An 18429-nucleotide genomic window follows, 5' to 3' on the forward strand; every position below is an offset into this window, starting at 1 on the left:
TCGTGAATTCATCCCGTCGTGACTCGACGGGAATCCGGCCCACAAGACTTACAAACCCTCGTGCTGTTCAAAGCTGTGCATGATCGGCACCACCAGGTGCCGATGTGCTCGCGCCACAGGCGCGGTGTCTTGAGCCGACCCACCTACGATACCCGAGCCTCCCCCGAACCGGAAGCCCCGCCTCCTCGGGTCGGTCGGCGGCTGGACCGGCAGCCGGGCACACCGGCCGAGGTCACCCCCGGGCAGCAGCCGTCTCGGCACGCTCGGCACCCGCGGCGCCCTCGCCCGACTCCGCCGCCCGTCGATCGGCCCGGCGTTCGCCGATGCGCTCGAACAGGTAGTAGATGACGGGCAGCACCACGAGCGTCAGCAGGGTGGACGACACGAGCCCGCCGATCACGACGATGGCGAGCGGCTGCGAGATGAAGCCGCCGTGCCCGGTCACACCAAGCGCCATCGGGGTGAGCGCGAAGATCGTGGCCGCCGCCGTCATGAGGATCGGCCGCAACCGCCGCGACGCTCCCTCGAGCAGCGCCTCGCGCACGCGCAGACCCTTCTCGCGGTACTGGTTGACGAGGTCGATCAGAACGATGGCGTTGGTCACCACGATGCCGACGAGCATGAGCACGCCGATCAGCGACGCCACCCCGAGCGGCACCCCCGAGGCGAGCTGCAGCAGGATCGCCCCGGTCGCCGCGAACGGGATCGACACGAGCAGCAGCAACGGCTGGATCAGGCTGCGGAACGTCGCCACCATCACGATGTAGACGATCAGGATGGCGATCAGCACGGCGAGACCGAGCTGCGAGAAGGCGTTGGCCTGGTCGGCCGTCGCCCCGCCGATGGTCGCGTCGGTCCCGTCGGGCAGGTCGACGGCGGCCACGGCGTCGGACACCTCGGTGCCGGCGGCCGAGAGGTCGTCGCTCGACGGCGTGATCGTCACGGTCGCCGAACGCACCGCGTCGGTCGTCGTGACGGAGGTCGGCCCGGTCGTCTGCTCGACCGTGGCGATGGAGTCGAGGCGCACGGGCCCGGTCGGGCTCGGCAGCTCGAGGGCCTTCAGCTCGTCGATGGTCGCCGGCGGCGTCGGGTCGACCGTGTAGACGTCGACCGAGCTGTCGTCGATCTCGAGCGACCCCACCCGGAAGGGCTGGATGGCCTGCGACACGATGCCCCCCACGGCGACCTCGCTGTAGCCGAGGGCCGCGGCCGCGACGCGGTCGACCTGCACGCCGATGACCGGCTGGGCCGCCTGCAGGTTGGAGCTGGCCTCGGCGGTGCCGGGAAGCCCCTGCACCTTCGTCAGCACGGCGTCCGTCGCGGTCTGCAGGCTGTCGGGGTCGGGTGCCGTGACGTCGACGGTGATGTCGTTGCTCGTGCCGAAGCCGCTCGACGCCGAGACCTCGATCTCGCCCGCGTCCGTGACGTCGTCCAGCCGGGACCGGACGTCGGCCTGCAGGGCGTCCTGGTCGGCGCTCTCGTCGGTGGTGATCGAGTAGGTGACGGTGCTGTCGCCCGATCCTCCGAGGAAGCTCGCGATCGACGTCCCGCTCGAGCCGATGGTCAGCTGCACCGTCTCGATGCCGTCGACGCCCTCGAGCACCTGCTCGACCCGGTCGGCGGCGTCGGACTGCGTCTGCAGGCTCGACGCGGGCGGCAGGGTCTGCGTGACGCTGAAGGTGTTCTGCCCGCTCGCCCCGAGGAAGTTCGTCTTCATGAAGGGGATGACGGCGCCCGTGCCCACGAGGATGAGCAACGCCACGAGGATCGTCACGACCGGACGCTGCAGGGTGCCCCGCAGCACCGGGACGTACGCGCGACGCAGGCGGTCGAGCGGCCGGGTGTCGGACGGGTCGGAGGCGCGGGTCGTCAACGACTCGACCGTCGCCCCCTCGACGGCGGCGGCCTCGCCCCCCGGCGCGTGCTTGTGGGCCTTCGGTGCCCGGAGGAACCAGTACGCCAGCACGGGCACGATCGTCAGCGCGACGAAGAGCGACGCGACGAGCGCGATGGTGACCGTCAGGGCGAACGGCCGGAACAGCTCGCCGGTGATGTTGCCGACGAAGGCCAGCGGCAGGAAGACCACGACGGTCGTGACCGTGGACGCGGTGATGGCACCCGCCACCTCGCGGACGCCGACCTTGATCGCCTCGAGCCGGTCGACGCCCGCGGTGAGGTGCCGCTTGATGTTCTCGATGACGACGATCGAGTCGTCGACCACGCGGCCGATGGCGATCGTCAGCGCACCCAGGGTCAGGATGTTCAGGGTGTAGTCCGCCGCCTGCAGCCCGATGAACGTGATGAGCACGCTCGTCGGGATGCTGATGGCGGTGACGATGGTCGACCGGATCGACAGCAGGAAGACCAGGATGACGATCACGGCGAACACGAGGCCGAGCAGCCCCTCTTCGGCGAGCGCGTCGATCGACTGCTGGATGAACGGCGCCTGGTCGAACACCACCGACAGCTCCACGCCGTCACCCAGGTCGGAGGCGAGGCCCGGGATGGCGTCGCGCACGGTCTGCGACACGTCGACGGTGTTGGCGTCGAGGGTCTTGGTGATGGCGACCGTGAGGGCGTCCTGCCCGTCGACGCGGCTGATCGAGGTGACGGGTGCGCCGGTCAGCTGCACGTCGGCGACGTCGCCGATCGTCGTGGCCGAGGTGCCGCCGAGGAGCGGCAGGGCGCGGATCTCGTCGACGCTCGTGAGTCTCTGACCCGCCTGGATGGACAGCGTCTTGCCGTCCTGCGTGAGGGTGCCGCCGGGGATCAGCGTGCCGTTGGCGTCGAGGGCGTCCTGGAAGGCGGCCGTGGTCAGCCCCGCGGCGGCGAGCGCCGTCTGGTCGGGCGAGATGGTGACGCGTTGGCCGGCGTCGCCGTAGATCGAGGCCTCGCGGACGCCGTCGAGCTTCTGCAGGTCGGGCACCGTGACGGTGGTCAGCCGGTCGACGAGGGCCTGCGAGTCGGCCGAGTCGTAGCCGGTGACGGCGATCTGGATGACGGGCAGGTCGTCGAGGCTGCCCGTGACCACCTGGGTGTCGACGGAGTCGGGCAGCGAGAGCCGGTTGATCGCCGACTGGATCTTCTGCTCGGCCGAGTCGAGGTCGGTGCCGTAGGTGAACTCCGCCGAGACCGTGCTCTGCGAGGTGCTCGAGGTCGCCGAGGTGCCCTCGAGCCCGGGGATGATCTGGACGGCCTGTTCGATCGGGGTCGAGACGTCCTCGTTGACGACCTCGGGCGTGGCCCCCGGGTACGAGCTGACGATCGCGATCTGCGGGAACTGCACGTTGGGCGCGAGCTCTTGCTTGAGCGAGGTGAGGGCGATGCCGCCGAAGACGGCGACGACGATGGTGACGAGGGCGATCAGCGCGCGGTTGCGCAGGCTGAAGACGGACAGCAGGTGCACGGTGCTCCGGTGGTGAGAGGGAGAGCGGAGGAGGCGCGGTGAACGACGTGCACCGCACCTCCATTGTCACCAGCCTCTCTGGGAACTGGCGGCGGTTCCTTTCACGCTGTGCAGATCGCTGCCCGGTCGCCGTGACGGGGAGGAGCCGACCGCACGACCCGGCTCAGACCACCTCGGCCAGCAGGGGCGAGGTCGGCGCCTGCACCCCGTCGACCCCGTCCCACGCCGCGCGCAGGGCGGCGAGCGCCCGGTCGGTGTCGCTGTCGGCGTACGAGAACGGCACGCGGAGGAACCGCTCGAACGCCCCGTCGATGCCGAACACCGGGCCGGCCGCGAGCAGCAGGCCCTCCCGGCGGGCCGCGAGGGTGAGCTGCGAACTGACCGGCGCCCCGAGCCCCACCCAGGTGGTGAGGCCGCCCGCCGGCGACGGCACCTGCCACGACGGGAACGCCTCCCTCAGGCCGTGGACGACGCGGTCGCGACCTCGTCTCAGGTGGCCGGCCCGCGCCTCCAGCACGCGGTCGAAGTCGCCGAGCAGCTCGGCGACCACCAGCTGCTCGAGCACGGGGGTGCCCAGGTCGCCCGCCGAGCGGGCGCGCACGAGCCGCTCGACGAGCGGGCGCTCGGCACGGATCCAGCCGATGCGCAGCCCACCCCAGAGCGACTTGCCGACCGAGCCGATCGTGACCGCGCGTCCGTACGCGGCCATCGGCGAGGGGGCGTCCCGACGGTCGTCGATCGCCATCTCGGCCATGGTCTCGTCGGCGATCACGACGGTGCCCTCGGCGGCCGCCGCCTCGAGCACGCGCGCCCGCTGGTCGGCGGGCATCGTCGCGCCCGTGGGGTTGTGGAAGTCGGGCATCAGGTAGGCCACCGGCGGGCTGGTGCGCCGCAGGGTCTGCATGAGCGCCGCTTCGTCCCAGCCGTCATCGACGGTGACGCTGACCGGCACCAGGCGGGCACCGGCGCCGCGGAGGGCCTCGAAGGCGTGCGGGTAGCCGGGCGCCTCGACGACGGCCCGGTCGCCGCGCGAGACCAGCACGCGGGCGAGCAGCGCGATCGCGTGCTGCGCCCCGAGGGTCACGACGATCTGGTCGGCACTCGTCTCGAGCCCCCGCCGTCGGTACCGTTCGGCGATCGCCTCGCGCAGCACCGGTCGCCCGACCGGGTCGTAGCCCGGGTCGTCCAGGTACGCGCCGAGCCGCCCCGCCGCCCGTTGCGCCGCCTCGGCGATGCCGTCGACCGCGGGCAGCGCCGCCTTCGTCAGGTCGAGCAGCCCCTCGGTCGTCGTCGGACGCGGCACCGACGCGCGGGCCGGCAGCCGGACGACGCTGCCGCTGCCCCGCACGCTGTCGACGTGCCCCGTGTCGCGGAGGGCGGCGTAGGCCGCGGCCACGGTCGTGCGACTGACCCCGAGGTGCGCGCAGAGGTCGCGTTCGGACGGCAGGCGGGTGCCGACCGGCAGCCGGCCGTCGAGCACGAGCAGGCGGATGCGGTCGGCGAGCGCCAGGTAGCCGGGAACCGAGGAGGCGCGCCACGAGTCGAGCAGGACGCCGAGCGCCCGCGACGAGACCGTGGTGGCACCGTGGTCGAGGTTGGTCACGCGGCCACCCTAGGCGGATTGGACCCTTGCCACCAGGCCAGTCGAGCGATTGGATCGACCCCATGCTCCTCTCGCGTCGCCTGCTGCAGTTGTTCGTCGGCCTCACCGCCTACGGCTTCGCCATCGCCCTCATGGTCCGCGCGGGCATCGGCGTCGCCCCGTGGGACGTGCTGTCACAGGGGCTCGTCCGCCACACCGGGCTGACGTTCGGCACCGTCACGTTCGTCACGAGCCTCGTCGTGCTCCTGCTCTGGATCCCCCTGCGCCAGCGACCCCGCTTCGGCACGATCGCCAACACCCTGATGATCGGTCCGGTCGCCGACCTCGGCCTGCGCGTCCTGCCACAGCAGACCGAGTGGTGGGCACAAGGCCTGACCTTCGCGGGCGGCCTGCTGTTGCTCGCCGTCGCGAGCGGCCTCTACATCGGAGCCGACTTCGGGCCGGGCCCGCGCGACGGGCTCATGCTCGGCCTCCACGCCCGGTTGGGCTGGCGGGTGGGCGTCGCGCGCACCGTCATCGAACTCACGGTCCTCGCCGCGGGGTGGCTGCTCGGCGGGCAGGTCGGCATCGGCACGGCGGCCGAGGCCCTGCTCATCGGCCCGCTCGTGGCGATCACGTTGCCGCTCTTCGCCCGGCGCCGGGTGGCGACCTCCGTGGTCGCCCCGGCCCGCGCCTCCTCGCCCGCCTGAGCCGCGGCCGGTACGAACCAGTTCGGACCGACCCGCGCTGACCGGGAATAAATCGTCCACGAGCGAAGTTGACAGGCCCTCGCACGGGAGTAGAGTCGCCGCTCGTGACCAACGACACCCGGTCGCCGAAGCGTTGGCTGATCGGTGAACCCCTCCCCTCGGAGAAGCTCGAGGGGCAGCTGCTCCCGAAGCACCTCGCACTGCCGATCTTCGCCAGCGACCCGCTCAGCTCGGTGGCCTACGCGCCGCAAGAACTGCTGATGATCCTGCTGATCGGCGGCCTCGGGTTCCTGACCCTCGCGCCGTGGGTGGCCGTCGCGGTCGTCGTCCTGCTGCTGGTCGTGGTGGCGTCGTACCGTCAGCTGATCAAGGCGTACCCGTCGGGCGGCGGCGACTACGAGGTCGCCCACAAGAACCTCGGCGAGAAGGCCGGGCTCGTGGTCGCCTCGGCGCTGCTCGTCGACTACGTCATGACGGTGGCCGTCTCGGTCGCCTCGGGCGTGGACAACATCATCTCGGCCGTGCCCGAACTGGCGCCGGTGCGCGTCGAGCTCGCGATCTTCTTCGTCGTCCTGCTGGCGGCCGTCAACCTCCGGGGCGTGCGCGAGTCGAGCAAGGCCTTCGCGATCCCCACCTACCTCTTCGTGTCGAGCGTCTTCGTCATGATCGTCATCGCCCTGGTGCGCACCGCCCTCGGCGACCCGCCCGTCGCCGAGAGCGCCGAGTACACGGTGCAGGCCGACCAGCTGACGCAGGCCGCCTTCATCCTGCTGTTGCTCCGGGCGTTCTCGAGCGGCTGCTCGGCCCTGACCGGCGTCGAGGCGATCGCCAACGGCGTGCCCGCGTTCCGGCGGCCCAAGGTGCAGAACGCCCAGAAGACCCTCGTGCTGATGGGCAGCATCGCCATCGTCCTGTTCGCCGGCCTCGTCGCCGTCGCCTTGATCGCCAAGGTGCACTACGCCGAGGACGCCTGCGACCTCCAGGGGTTCGTCGACTGCGCCACCACGCCGCAGCGCAGCCTCGTCGCGCAGATCGCGAGCGCGGTCTTCGGCGGGTCGCTGTTCGGCATCCCCTTCTACTTGATCCAGGCCTGCACCGCGGCGGTGCTGTTGCTGGCGGCGAACACGGCCTTCAACGGGTTCCCCTTGCTCGGGTCGATCCTGGCCCGCGACCAGTACGCCCCCAAGGCGCTCAACACGCGCGGCGACCGACTGATCTACTCGAACGGCGTGATCGTGCTGGCGCTGGTGGCCTGCGCCATCCTGCTCGTCTACCAGGCCAGCGTCACCGGGCTGATCCAGCTGTACATCATCGGCGTCTTCGTCTCGTTCACGCTCGGCCAGACCGGCATGGTCGTCCACTGGACCCGCATGCTGCGCGAGGGATGCGCCGACCGTGGAGCGGTGTACCGCGCCCGCGGCATCAACGCCTTCGGCGCCCTGCTCACGGCGTCGGTGCTGATCGTCGTGACGGTGACCAAGTTCACGCACGGCGCCTGGCTGGTGTTCGTCATCATGCCGATCCTCTTCGTGCTGATGCTCGGCGTGAACCGCTACTACCGGGACGTGCTCGTCGAGATCGAGCCCGACGCCACGACGCAGTTCGGCTCGCACGGCGACCACGCGATCGTGCTGGTCGGCACCATGCAGAAGCCCGTGCTGAAGGCCCTCGACTACGCCATCGCCGCACGCCACGAGTCGCTCGAGGCGATCCACGTGGGCATCGACGACGAAGCAACGGCGCTCCTGCAGCGTCAGTGGGCCGAGCAGGACATCGAGGTGCCCCTGCGCATCGTCGCCTCGCCGTACCGCGACATCAGCATGCCGCTGATCAAGTACATCAAGGCCCACCGTGAAGAGCACGGCAGCGAGGTCGTCACGGTCTACACGCCCATCTACATCGTCGGCCACTGGTGGGAGGCCGCGCTGCACAACCACAAGAGCCGCCGCATCCGCCAGAAGCTCATGCTCGTGCACGGCGTGACGATCTCGCTCGTGCCGTGGCTGCTCGACTCATCCGAGGTGCTCTACGGGCGTCGATCGCGGCCGATCCCCGGCCAGGACCGCCGTGGCGAGCCGATCCGCCCCCGCCCCGTGCCGCGCCGCGTGCTCGAGCCGGCCGGTCGCCGGTCGGGCGCCGCCGGCGGGGCCCTGGGTGCCGACGCGGGCCCGGACGGCCGCGCCGGGGCGGCGGTCGAAGGAGGCGCGGTGCAGCGGGGCCTCGACGTCCAGCCCGCGCAGAACGGCACCAAGCCCGGCCCGAAGCAGACCCCGCGTGCACCGGGTTCGGCGGCCGGCAACCGCGGAGGCGGCGCCGCCGCACGCAAGGCCCGCTCGGCCGCCCGCAACTCGACCGGCACCTCCCCCCGCAAGAAGAAGTAGCGCCGGCGCCCGGGAGCGTCAGCGCCAGACGGTGCGGGGCCGCAGCAGCCGGTGCCGCGGCTCGCTGTCGTCGAGCAGCAGCGAGAGCACGGCTCCTGCGACGTCGACGAGTGGTTGCTCGACGCTCGACAGGCCGAGCGCCGAGGCGACCGGGGTGTCGTCGTAGCCCACGACCGGCACCGACGACCCCAGCACGACCGATGCCCCGAGCGCGAGGGTGTCGCTCGCGCACACCACGGCGTCCACCGCGACTCCCGCGTCGAGCACCGACCGGACCGCAGCCGAGGCGAGCGGCACCGAGTCCTCGACGGCCAGGTCGAGCGCGTCGATCGAGGCCGGGTCGAGCGTGCCCCGTGACGCGAGCGCCTCGCGCCACCCGCGCCTCCGGTCGTCCCCGGCGCCCGAGCCGGCGGGCCAGCCGAGGAAGGCCACGTGCGTCGCACCCCGGTCGAGCAGGTCGTCGGTCGTCGAGGCGAGGCCGGCGCGGCCGTCGACGTCGACCCAGCGGTGTTGCGGGTCGCCCATGTCGTCGATCCCCCAGGGCCGACCGAAGGTGACGAAGTCGGCGCCGGCGTCGATCAGCCATTCGGTGCGCGGGTCGTCGAAGAACGTCGAGGTGAGCACGAACCCGTCGACGTCGGCGCCGTCGAGCAGGCGGCGGAACTGGGCGATCTCGTCGTCGGGCCCGGCCGCCGTGTACAGCAGGATGCGGTGGTCGCGAGCGTCGGCCTGCTCGGTGACCGCGTGCAGGAACCGGTCGAGCACCGCGCCCGAGATGCCGTTCTGTACGGGGTCGAGCCGGATGCCGATGGTCGAGCTCTTGCGGGTGCGCAATCGTCGCGCCGACGCGTGCGGTCGGTAGCCGAGGTCAGCGATCGCCCGCTCGACCCGGCCCCGCGTGTCGGGTCGGACGATGTCGGGCGCGTTCAGCACGTTCGAGACGGTCTGCCGCGACACCCCCGCGACCGAGGCGACGTCGCTGACGGTCGGGAGGCGCGGTGTCGGAACCCGAGTCATCGCGCCCTCCACCCCGGCGCCGGTCGGCGGCCTCGGGTCACGTTACCCCAGCGCCCGGGTGCCTCTCGGCGCTCTGGTCTTGACACCCACGGGGCGGCCTGCCTACTCTGACGACACGGATTTGATCGATCAAATCGCACGTCCGCCCCCGCTCCATCCCGAGGCGCCACCCCGGCACCACACCCCGACCACAGCACCCGCACCATCGCAACGACGCGACGAGAGGCCCACCATGCGACGACGCACGACCCGCCTGGCGGCAGCAGCCGCCCTCACCACCATCTCGGCCCTGGCCCTCACGGCCTGCGGCTCCGGTTTCAGCGAGGGGTCGGGCGCCGCGAGCGACGGCGCCCTCACCAGCAGCGACGACTCGCTGACCGTGCTGATCGGCTCGAGCGGAGACGCCGAGACGAAGGCCGTCACCGACGCCGTCGCGAGCTGGTCCGACGATTCGGGCACCGGCGCCGAGGTCAGCGTGGCCTCCGACCTGCCGCAGCAGCTCAGCCAGGGCTTCGCCTCGGGCGAGCCGGCCGACGTGTTCTACGTGTCGACCGACACGCTCGCGGGCTTCGCCGGCAACGGCAGCCTGCTGGCCTACGGCGACCAGCTCGCCAACGAGGGCGACTTCTTCCCGACCCTCGTCGACAGTTTCACGCTCGACGACCGGTTCTACTGCGCGCCCAAGGACTTCTCGACCCTCGGCCTGATCATCAACACCGACATGTGGGCCGCGGCCGGCCTGTCCGACGCCGACGTCCCGACCGACTGGGACTCGCTGAAGGCGGTCGCCGCGAAGCTCACGACGGCCGACCACGTGGGCCTGGCCTTCAGCCCCGAGTACGCCCGGGTGGGCGCGTTCATGGCGCAGGCCGGCGGCGCGGTGACCACCGCCGACGGCACCGAGGCGACGCTCGACTCGTCCGAGAACGTCGAGGCGCTGACCTACGTGAAGGACCTGCTGACCAGCGGCGACGCCGCGTTCTCGAGCGACCTCGGCGCGGGCTGGGGCGGCGAGGCCTTCGGCACGGGCAAGGCGGCGATGACCATCGAGGGCAACTGGATCACCGGCGCACTCACCAACGACTACCCCGACGTGTCGTACCAGGTGGCCGAGCTGCCCGCCGGCCCCGGCGGCCAGGGCACGTTGCAGTTCACCAACTGCTGGGGCATCGCCGCCGACAGCCCCAACCAGCAGGCCGCCGTCGACCTCGTCGAGCACCTGACGAGCACCGACCAGCAGCTCGCCTTCGCCGACGCGTTCGGCGTGATGCCCTCGATCCAGTCGGCCGCCGACACCTGGAAGTCCGACAACCCCGACCAGGCCGCGTTCCTCGACTCGGTCGAGTTCGCCCAGGGCACGCCCACGCAGGACGGGTCCGCCGCCGTGATCAGCGACTTCAACTCGCAGCTCTCCGGCCTGAAGGACGGCGACCCGAAGACGATCCTCGAGTCCGCGCAGAAGAACTTCGAGGCGATCCTCCAGTAACCCTCGGGGCACCGCGCCTCCCCCGGCGCGGTGCCTCGCACTCCCCACCCGACGGGGGCGGCCGGGGCCGCGACGAGTCCTCCCCAGGGCGGTCGCGCCTCCGTCCCTCCCCGGTCCCGCTCCCCGCCTCCCCCGCGGCCGCGCCTCGTCGGCGATCATCCGAGGAGGCGCGACCCACCGACCCGAGACAGCGCACGAAAGGCAGTCCCCATGACCGCGATCTCGACCAAGGTCCCCCGACGGCGCAGCGCCGTCTCGCGCGGCGAGGGCCTCTCGGGCTGGCTGTTCGTCTCGCCCGTGCTGATCGTCCTGGGCCTCTTCCTGGCCGTGCCCGTCCTGATGGCCCTCTGGGTCAGCGTCTCGGACTGGACCGGCCGGGGCTCCCCCTTCGCGGCCGGCGTCGGCTTCGTCGGGGCGCAGAACTACCGAGACCTGCTCGGCGGCGGCGGCCTGGCCGAGCGCGACTTCGGCCTGAGCCTGCGCAACAACGCCTGGTACGTGATCCTCGTCGTGCCGATCCAGACCGCCGTGGCCCTGCTGCTCGCCGTGTTGGTGAACCGCCAGGTGCTGCGCGGCCGCGGGTTCTTCCGCACCGCGTTCTACTTCCCGTCGGTGACCAGCTCGGTCGCCATCACCGTCCTGTGGCTGTTCCTGTTCTCGCAGAGCGGCGCGGTGAACAAGCTGCTCTCGTTCGTCGGCATCACCGGGCCCGCGTGGTTCAACGACGCCAGCGGCGTGCTGCACAACCTGCTCGCCGTCAACGGCGTCACGCAGCCCCCGGCCCTGCTGGCCGACCACACCGCCCTCGGCGTCAGCTGGTGGGACTGGCTGGCCGGGCCGTCGGTCGCGATGTCCGCGTTCATCCTGATGGCCGTCTTCACCACCAGTGGCACGTTCATGCTGCTCTTCCTGGCGGCCCTGCAGAACCTCGGTGGCGACGTCCAAGAGGCCGCGATGATGGACGGCGCGAGCGGCTGGCAGCGCTTCTGGCGCATCACGTTGCCGCAACTGCGACCGACGCTCTTCACGGTCCTCACCCTCGGCCTCATCGGCACCTGGCAGGTCTTCGACCAGATCTACACCGGCACCCAGGGCGGCCCGCAGAAGACCACGCTGACGCCCGCCTACCTCTCGTACACCTCGGCGTTCGGCGAACAGGAGTGGGGTCGCGGCGCGGCCATCGCCTTCGTGCTGTTCGTCATCATCGTCGCCTTGACGGTCCTGCAGCGCATCGTGCTGCGCGAACGGGCCGTGTCGAAGAGACGCACCCGGCTCTACACGACAGGAGTCGAGCGATGACCACGACCGCACCGATCGCCGACCGGACGAACCCCTCCTCGCCGGTCGCGCCTCCCCCGGCCCCACCTCACCCGGCCGGGCGCGAGCCCCGCAGCACGCGACGCATCGCCGGCACCTCGGTGCTCTACGCCGTGCTGATCGTCATCGCGGCGATCTACATCCTGCCGTTCCTGATCAACGTGGCGACGTCGTTCAAGACCGACCCCGAGGCAGCCTCCGACCCGCTGGCGTTGATCCCGATCACGCCGACGGTCGCCGCCTACCGCCAGCTGTTCCTCAACAGCGACTTCCCGACCTGGTTCCAGAACTCGGCGATCGTGACGATCGTGGTGACGCTCGGGCGGGTCTTCTTCAACTCGCTCGCCGGCTACGCCCTGGCGCGGCTGCAGTTCCGGGGGCGCAACGTCATCTTCGTGCTGCTGATCGGCGTGATGGCGGTGCCGACGGTCGTGCTGCTCATCCCGAAGTTCCTGGTGATCAACCAGCTCGGCATGTACGACTCGTACTCGGGCATGATCGTGCCGCTGCTGACCGACGCCGCCGGGGTCTTCATCATGAAGAACTTCTTCGAGTCGATCCCGCGCAGCGTCGAAGAGCAAGCGCGCATCGACGGCGCCGGCACCTTCCGGGTCTTCTGGTCGATCGTCCTGCCCATGGCTCGCCCGGCCCTCGTGACGATCATCATCCTGTCGTTCCAGGGGTCGTGGAACGAGCTCTCGCACTTCATCGTGTCGACCCAGTCGCCCGAGCTGACCACCCTCACCAAGGGCGTCGCGAGCCTCGCCTCGGGGCAGCTGAGCCAGGGGTCGCAGTACCCGATCAAGCTCGCGGCCGCCGCGGTCATGACGATCCCGGTCGCCATCGTCTTCTTCGTCTTCCAGCGCCGCATCATGAACGCCAGCGCCGGGGCCGTCAAAGAGTGATGCACGCCGCGACGCCCACCCCGTCGCACCCCACGCCCGCCACCCGGAGCCCCAGGAGCCCCCGATGACCCAGACCTCCCCCCTCGATTCCGACCACGCCGACCGGTCGACCCCGACACCCGGCCTCCAGCCGTTCCTCGCCGCCGAGACCGTCGTGCTGAGGGCTCCCGTCCAGGCGTGGTCGGCCGCCGACGGGTCGATGGGCGCGGCGACGATCCACGGCGTCTACCTCGGCGACGTGCGTCTCGTCGCCGGGCACGGCGTCACCGTCGACGGCCTCGTCCCCGAGCACGTGGCCACGGTGCCCCTCGGAGCCTCCTCGGTCCGCTTCGAGTCGCTGCTGCGCGGCCTCGACGACGCCGGAGCCGACCCCGACGTCCGCCTGAGCTCGCTCCGTGACGTCACGACCACGGGCGTCCACGAGCGCCACACGGTCACCTCCCGGCTCGACCGCGAGCTCACGGTCACCCTGGCCGCGACCCTCCGACCCGACGCCTCCCCCATGGACCACGTGAAGGCCGGGATCGTGGGCGCGCCCGTGCGCGACGCGACGCTCACGTCCGACGGCACCCGCGCCTCCTGGCGGGCAGATGGAGTCCGGGTCGACCTCGAGACCCGAGGAGGCGCGGTGCGGGACACCCCGGCCGGCCTCGTCGTCGAGTGGGTCGCCGTCGTCCCCGCCCGGGGTTCCGTGACGGTCGGTCTCGACCTGGTCGCGACCGCCCCCGACGCCGTCGTCCGGGGCGTGCGGACGCCGCCGCACTGGGCCGACCTCGACCCGGCGCCGCGTGACGACCGGCTCGCCCGCTGGGTCGACCGTGCCCGCGACGACCTGGCGGCGCTCCGGCTGACCACGACGACGGCACCCGACGACGTGTTCTACGCCGCAGGTGCGCCCTGGTTCTTCACGCTCTTCGGCCGCGACTCGCTCTGGGCCGCCCGCTTCACCCTGCCCCTCGACCTCACGGTCGCGGGGGGCACCCTGCGGGTGCTGGCGGGACTCCAGGGCACTCGACACGTGCCGGGGACGGCCGAGCAGCCGGGCAAGATCATGCACGAACTCCGTCAACGGACGTTGACGATCCCCGGTGAGGACGTCAACCTGCCCCCGCTCTACTACGGCACCGTCGACGCGACCGCGCTCTGGATCTGCCTGCTGCACGACGCCTGGCGCTGGGGCCTGCCGCGGGCCGAGGTCGAGGCGCTGCTGCCGCACCTCGACGCAGCCCTCGCCTGGATGCGCGACTCGGGCGACAGCGACGGCGACCTGCTGCTCGAGTACGTCGACGAGACCGGCCACGGCTTGGCGAACCAGGGTTGGAAGGACTCCGGGGACAGCGTCCAGTGGCGCGACGGAACCCTCGCCGAGGGGCCGATCGCGCTCTGCGAGGTGCAGGCCTACGCGTACGAGGCGGCCGTGCACGGGGCCGACCTGCTCGACGCCTTCGATCGGGCGGGCGGCGACGCGTGGCGCGACTGGGCGGGGCGCCTGCGCGACCGGTTCCGCGCCTCCTTCTGGGTCGACGACGACGCGGGCGCCTACCCGGCGATCGCCCTCGACGCGGCCAAGCGGCCGGTCGACACGGTCACGAGCAACCTCGGGCACCTGCTCGGCACGGGTCTGCTCGACCCGGACGAGGAGGCGCTGGTCGCGTCCCGCCTCGTCTCGCCCGAGCTGTCCAGCGGTTTCGGCCTCCGCACGATGTCGACCGACAGCGCCGGCTACTGGCCCCTGAGCTACCACGGGGGCAGCGTCTGGACCCACGACACGGCCATCGCGGTGCAGGGCCTCGCTCGGGCCGGGTTCGCCGACGAGGCCGCGGTGCTCGCCGAGGGTCTGCTCGCGGCGGCGCCGACCTTCGACTACCGGATGCCCGAGCTCCACTCGGGCGACCCGGCCCGCGAGGTGCCGTCGCCCGTGCCGTACCCCGCCTCGTGCCGCCCCCAGGCCTGGTCCGCCTCAGCCGCCGTCGCCGTCTGGTCCGCCACGCACGCCGTGCGCCCGCCCCGCCACCCATGACCGCTCGCCCCGCTGGCCCCGCCGCCGATGGTGCGCGCACCCTCCCGCCGAACGCGGGCGAGCCCGCGCACGGGCATCGCCTGCGTCACCCCTGCCGTCGGCGCTCGGCGTCGCTCTCCGACAATCGCGCGACCACCTGACGGGCGATCGCCCGTCCGGCCCGGTTCGCCCCGATCGTCGAGGCCTGCGGCCCGTAGCCCGCGAAGAACAGCCGCGGGTCGAGGGTGGAGGCGCCGCCCTCGACGCTCACGCCCCCGTCGGCCGAGCGCAGTCCGAGCGGCGCCAGGTGTCGCAGCTCGGGCCGGAACCCGGTCGCCCAGACGATCGCGTCCGCGTGGGCGGAGGTGCCGTCGGCCCATCGCACCCCGTCGGGTTCGACGGTCGCGAACATCGGCCGCTCGACCAGCACGCCGCGCTCGATGCCCGACACGAAGCGCCGGGTGCGGGGCACGCCCGTCCCGCTGACGATGCTCGGCAGCGCCTGCCCCGCCCGTGCCGCGCGGTCCTGCGCGGCGACCGCCGCGACGGCCGACTCGACGTCGAGCTCGCCCTGGTCGAGCCAGTCGACCGGCCGGCGCGTCACCCACGTCGTCGAGGCCGCGACGCCGTCGAGCTCCAACACGAAACCGATCGCGCTCGTGCCGCCGCCGACCACGACGACGTCGAGCCCCTCGAGCTCGGAGGCCGCCCGGTAGTCCGAGGTGTGCAGCTGACGCCCGCGGAAGGTGTCGCGCCCGGGGTACCACGGCACGAACGGGGCGCCCCAGGTGCCGGTCGCGTTCACGACGACCTCGGCCCGCAGAGCGCCGGACTCAGGCCCTGTCGCCGCAGCCGGAGCGCCCCCCGAGGAGGCGCGCCCCGCCCACCGCACCGAGAACCCGTCGCCCAGCCCGGTCACCCCGGTCACCTCGACCGGGCGCCGCACGTCGAGCCCGAGCGCGTCCTCGTACCGGGCGTACCGGTCGGCGACGACGTCACGCGCCGGGGCCGACCGGTCGGCGTCGGCGAACCCCAGCCCCAGCTCGGCCATGCCCGGCAGGTCGTGCACGCGGTGCGCGGCACCCAGCCGCAGGCTCTCCCAGCGGTGCTGCCACGCGCCTCCGGTTCCGGGGCCCCGGTCGAGGACGACGAGATCGCGACCCACCTCGAGTCCGAGCCGGCGCAGGTACCACGAGACCGACAACCCGGCCTGGCCCGCACCGATCACGAGGACCCTCGTCCGCTCGCCTTCGCCCCCTGCAGTCATCCGGACCATCATGCCCGTCCGAGGCGGCAGCCGGGGCTAGGGGTACATGATAAGATCGGTCCAGTTTTTCACCAGCATCCTGTCGGCAGTTCCCGGGTCGTCCGACACCGTTTCCGGGCCGAGTTCAGAGGGGGTCACGCATGGGGCGCGGCCGTCAAAAAGCCAAGCACACCAAGGTCGCCAGAGAGCTGAAGTACTTCAGCCCTGACACCAACTACGGTGCACTCGAAAAAGAGTTGGCGACGAAGAACGACTCCGGCGACGAATACGTCGACAAATGGGCCGACGACTTCGACGACGAATACGACACCGAGCACGACCAGAACAAGAGCGCCTGAGGCCGGCCAGCTGATGACCTCTTCGTCCTCGTCCCTCGCCTGGGAGCAGGTCGTCGTCGATGCGAGCGACCCGTCCGGGCTCGCCCGTTGGTGGGCCGACGCCCTCGGGTGGGTGTTCGTCTCGGTCGACGACGACGAGCCCGAGATCCGTCCGACGGCCGACACGCTGCCGGGGCTCCTCTTCGTGAGCGTCCCCGAGGCCAAGACGGTCAAGAACCGTCTGCACCTCGACTTCCGTCCGACGCCGGTCGACGGCCAGAGCCGCGAGGCGACGCAGGCCGACGAGGTCGCGCGGCTCGAGTCGCTCGGGGCCGTCCGCGCACAGGTCGGCCAAGACGACACGGACGTGTCGTGGGTCGTCCTCGCTGACCCGGAAGGCAACGAGTTCTGCGTCCTCTGAGTCCGCACCACGCACGCCACACGACGACGGCCCCTCGATCTCGAGGGGCCGTCGTCGTGTGTCACCAGCTCACCGGGTGACGGGCCGACCGGGCGCCGGGGCCACGGCCAGGAGGCGCGGCTCAGCCGCCGACGAGCGTCGCGACCGCGGGCAGCAGCCCCACGACCAACAGCAGGATCATGCCGCCGGCCGTGAGAGCAGCGACCTTGCGCCCGCCGGTGACGGGTGACGCGGGCGAACGCAGCGGCGCGGGCTGGGCGGGGACGCGGCTGATCCGGGCGCTGCGCGGAGCGGCGACCGCCGCGCGCGAGACGGTGGAGAGGGGGATGCGGGTGGTGCTCATGGGTCGACTCCTTCGTCGTCCGGTCTGACGTCGTCGTCAGGACGCCCGGCAGGGGCGTGGCTTCATCGTACGTCCGCCGCCGGACGAACGCCACGCGACGTCGCCGGTGATCAGCCCGCGTAGGACCCGACGAGCCGCACCGCGCCTCCGTCGACTCCCTTGGCGCCCTGTTCGAAGCCGGACAGGTCACGCGCCCGGGTCGAGACGGTGCCGACGGGCCACGTCGCGATGCCGTCGGCCCCGAGGGCCGCGGTGACCGAGTCGGCCTGTCCGGCGGCCACGACGGCGATCATGCCGATGCCGAGGTTCCAGGTGCCCTCGCTCGACTCGAGGGTCGAGCCGGCCAGGTCGCTCAGCACCCGGAAGACGGGCAGCGGCGACCAGGTCGAACGGTCGACCTCGGTCCACGACCCGAGGGGGAGCACGCGGGCGAGGTTGGCGGCGATTCCGCCCCCGGTGACGTGGCTGAGCGAGTGGATCGCGCCGTCGAGCGCAGGGTCGTCGAGCACGCGCAGCAGGGGCGAGGTGTACAGGCGCGTCGGTTCGAGCAGTGCCTCGCCGACGGTGCCCGAGAACTCGGGCAGGGTGTCGTCGTAGCCGAGGTCGCGTGAGGCCAGGATGTGGCGCACGAGCGAGAAGCCGTTCGAGTGGACGCCCGACGAGGCGAGGGCGAGCACGACGTCGCCGTCGCCGACGAGGTGCGGGCCGAGCTGGCGCCCCGACTCGACCGCACCCACCGCGGCGCCGGCCACGTCGTAGTCGTCGGGCCCGAGCAGGCCGGGGTGCTCCGCCGTCTCGCCGCCGACGAGGGCGGTCCCCGTCGCGCTGCAGGCGCGGGCGATGCCCTCGACGATCGAGGCGATGCGGGTCGGCACCACACGGCCGCAGGCGATGTAGTCGGTCATGATCAGCGGCCGGGCGCCGACGACGACGATGTCGTCGACGACCATGCCCACGAGGTCCTGCCCGATCGTGTCGTGCTTGTCGAGCGCCTGGGCGATGGCGACCTTCGTGCCGACGCCGTCGGTCGACGTCGCGAGCAACGGCTTGTCGAAGTCCTTGAGGAACGACACGTCGAACAGCCCGGCGAAGCCGCCCACGCCACCGACGACACCGGGGCCGTGCGTGGCGCCGACGGCCGCCTTCATCAGCTCGACCGCCCGGTCGCCGGCGGCCGTGTCGACCCCCGCTGCGGCGTAGGAGGCGCTGGTCGAGTGGGCAGAGGAGGTCGCCATTCGTTCATCCGTTCGGTGTCGCTCTAGACTGTCGCGGTAACCC

Annotated in this window: 14 protein-coding genes; 8 read left to right on the forward strand and 6 right to left on the reverse strand. The window is 72.0% G+C overall.

Features of this window, described 5'->3' with window-relative positions; all coding sequences use genetic code 11:
* Positions 1 to 232 precede the first annotated feature (232 nt).
* Together ACIOSR_RS15235 and ACIOSR_RS15240 are read right to left on the reverse strand one after the other, a co-directional pair.
* Positions 233 to 3406 (reverse strand): efflux RND transporter permease subunit, encoded by a 3174-nt coding sequence (locus tag ACIOSR_RS15235; RefSeq protein ID WP_402753088.1) that lies wholly within the window; start codon positions 3404 to 3406, stop codon positions 233 to 235.
* 163 nt (positions 3407 to 3569) lie between these two features.
* Positions 3570 to 5009 (reverse strand): PLP-dependent aminotransferase family protein, encoded by a 1440-nt coding sequence (locus tag ACIOSR_RS15240; RefSeq protein ID WP_056049466.1) that lies wholly within the window; start codon positions 5007 to 5009, stop codon positions 3570 to 3572.
* A 62-nt stretch (positions 5010 to 5071) separates the two neighbouring features.
* Here ACIOSR_RS15240 and ACIOSR_RS15245 point away from each other — a divergent pair, with 62 nt between their 5' ends.
* Positions 5072 to 5698, forward strand: coding sequence for a YitT family protein (locus ACIOSR_RS15245; protein WP_056049470.1), 627 nt, complete (start codon positions 5072 to 5074; stop codon positions 5696 to 5698).
* Between the two features lie 104 nt (positions 5699 to 5802).
* Entirely contained in the window at positions 5803 to 8079 is a 2277-nt protein-coding gene (locus tag ACIOSR_RS15250) for an APC family permease (protein WP_402753089.1), read from the forward strand.
* Positions 8080 to 8097: 18 nt separating this feature from the next.
* On the opposite strand, the gene ACIOSR_RS15255 is transcribed toward ACIOSR_RS15250, so the two are convergent.
* The gene (locus ACIOSR_RS15255) at positions 8098 to 9096 is read right to left on the reverse strand and encodes a LacI family DNA-binding transcriptional regulator (RefSeq protein ID WP_043597449.1); all 999 of its coding nucleotides are present in this window, start codon (positions 9094 to 9096) and stop codon (positions 8098 to 8100) included.
* A gap of 232 nt (positions 9097 to 9328) precedes the next feature.
* Between ACIOSR_RS15255 and ACIOSR_RS15260 the strand changes: the two genes are divergently transcribed.
* From ACIOSR_RS15260 to ACIOSR_RS15275, 4 genes are all read left to right on the forward strand, one after another.
* Positions 9329 to 10582, forward strand: coding sequence for an extracellular solute-binding protein (locus ACIOSR_RS15260; protein WP_402753090.1), 1254 nt, complete (start codon positions 9329 to 9331; stop codon positions 10580 to 10582).
* A gap of 210 nt (positions 10583 to 10792) precedes the next feature.
* Positions 10793 to 11881, forward strand: coding sequence for a carbohydrate ABC transporter permease (locus tag ACIOSR_RS15265; RefSeq protein WP_402753091.1), 1089 nt, complete (start codon positions 10793 to 10795; stop codon positions 11879 to 11881).
* Complete coding sequence (locus ACIOSR_RS15270) at positions 11878 to 12804, forward strand: carbohydrate ABC transporter permease (protein ID WP_173151986.1); 927 nt, start codon at positions 11878 to 11880, stop codon at positions 12802 to 12804. Before ACIOSR_RS15265 ends, ACIOSR_RS15270 begins: the two co-directional genes overlap by 4 nt.
* Before the next feature lie 64 nt (positions 12805 to 12868).
* Complete coding sequence (locus ACIOSR_RS15275; protein ID WP_402753092.1) at positions 12869 to 14824, forward strand: glycogen debranching N-terminal domain-containing protein; 1956 nt, start codon at positions 12869 to 12871, stop codon at positions 14822 to 14824.
* An 85-nt stretch (positions 14825 to 14909) separates the two neighbouring features.
* Here ACIOSR_RS15275 and ACIOSR_RS15280 read toward each other — a convergent pair whose 3' ends face one another.
* The gene (locus ACIOSR_RS15280; protein WP_402753093.1) at positions 14910 to 16070 is read right to left on the reverse strand and encodes an NAD(P)-binding domain-containing protein; all 1161 of its coding nucleotides are present in this window, start codon (positions 16068 to 16070) and stop codon (positions 14910 to 14912) included.
* Between the two features lie 140 nt (positions 16071 to 16210).
* Between ACIOSR_RS15280 and ACIOSR_RS15285 the strand changes: the two genes are divergently transcribed.
* Positions 16211 to 16408 carry a DUF3073 domain-containing protein gene (locus ACIOSR_RS15285; protein WP_056227242.1) on the forward strand — a complete coding sequence of 66 codons (198 nt, stop codon included), beginning with the start codon at positions 16211 to 16213 and terminating at the stop codon, positions 16406 to 16408.
* A 13-nt stretch (positions 16409 to 16421) separates the two neighbouring features.
* Entirely contained in the window at positions 16422 to 16808 is a 387-nt protein-coding gene (locus tag ACIOSR_RS15290) for a VOC family protein (protein ID WP_173151992.1), read from the forward strand.
* Positions 16809 to 16929: 121 nt separating this feature from the next.
* On the opposite strand, the gene ACIOSR_RS15295 is transcribed toward ACIOSR_RS15290, so the two are convergent.
* Together ACIOSR_RS15295 and purM are read right to left on the reverse strand one after the other, a co-directional pair.
* Positions 16930 to 17151, reverse strand: a complete 222-nt coding sequence (locus ACIOSR_RS15295) for a hypothetical protein (protein ID WP_173151994.1) — start codon at positions 17149 to 17151, stop codon at positions 16930 to 16932.
* 110 nt (positions 17152 to 17261) lie between these two features.
* A complete protein-coding gene (gene purM, locus ACIOSR_RS15300) occupies positions 17262 to 18386 on the reverse strand; it encodes a phosphoribosylformylglycinamidine cyclo-ligase (protein ID WP_402753094.1) in 1125 nt (374 codons plus the stop codon).
* Between the last annotated feature and the right edge of the window lie 43 nt (positions 18387 to 18429).

Origin of the sequence: Frigoribacterium sp. NPDC087798 (genome assembly GCF_044742985.1) — a bacterium.
In the GTDB taxonomy this organism is placed as follows: Bacteria; Actinomycetota; Actinomycetes; order Actinomycetales; family Microbacteriaceae; genus Frigoribacterium.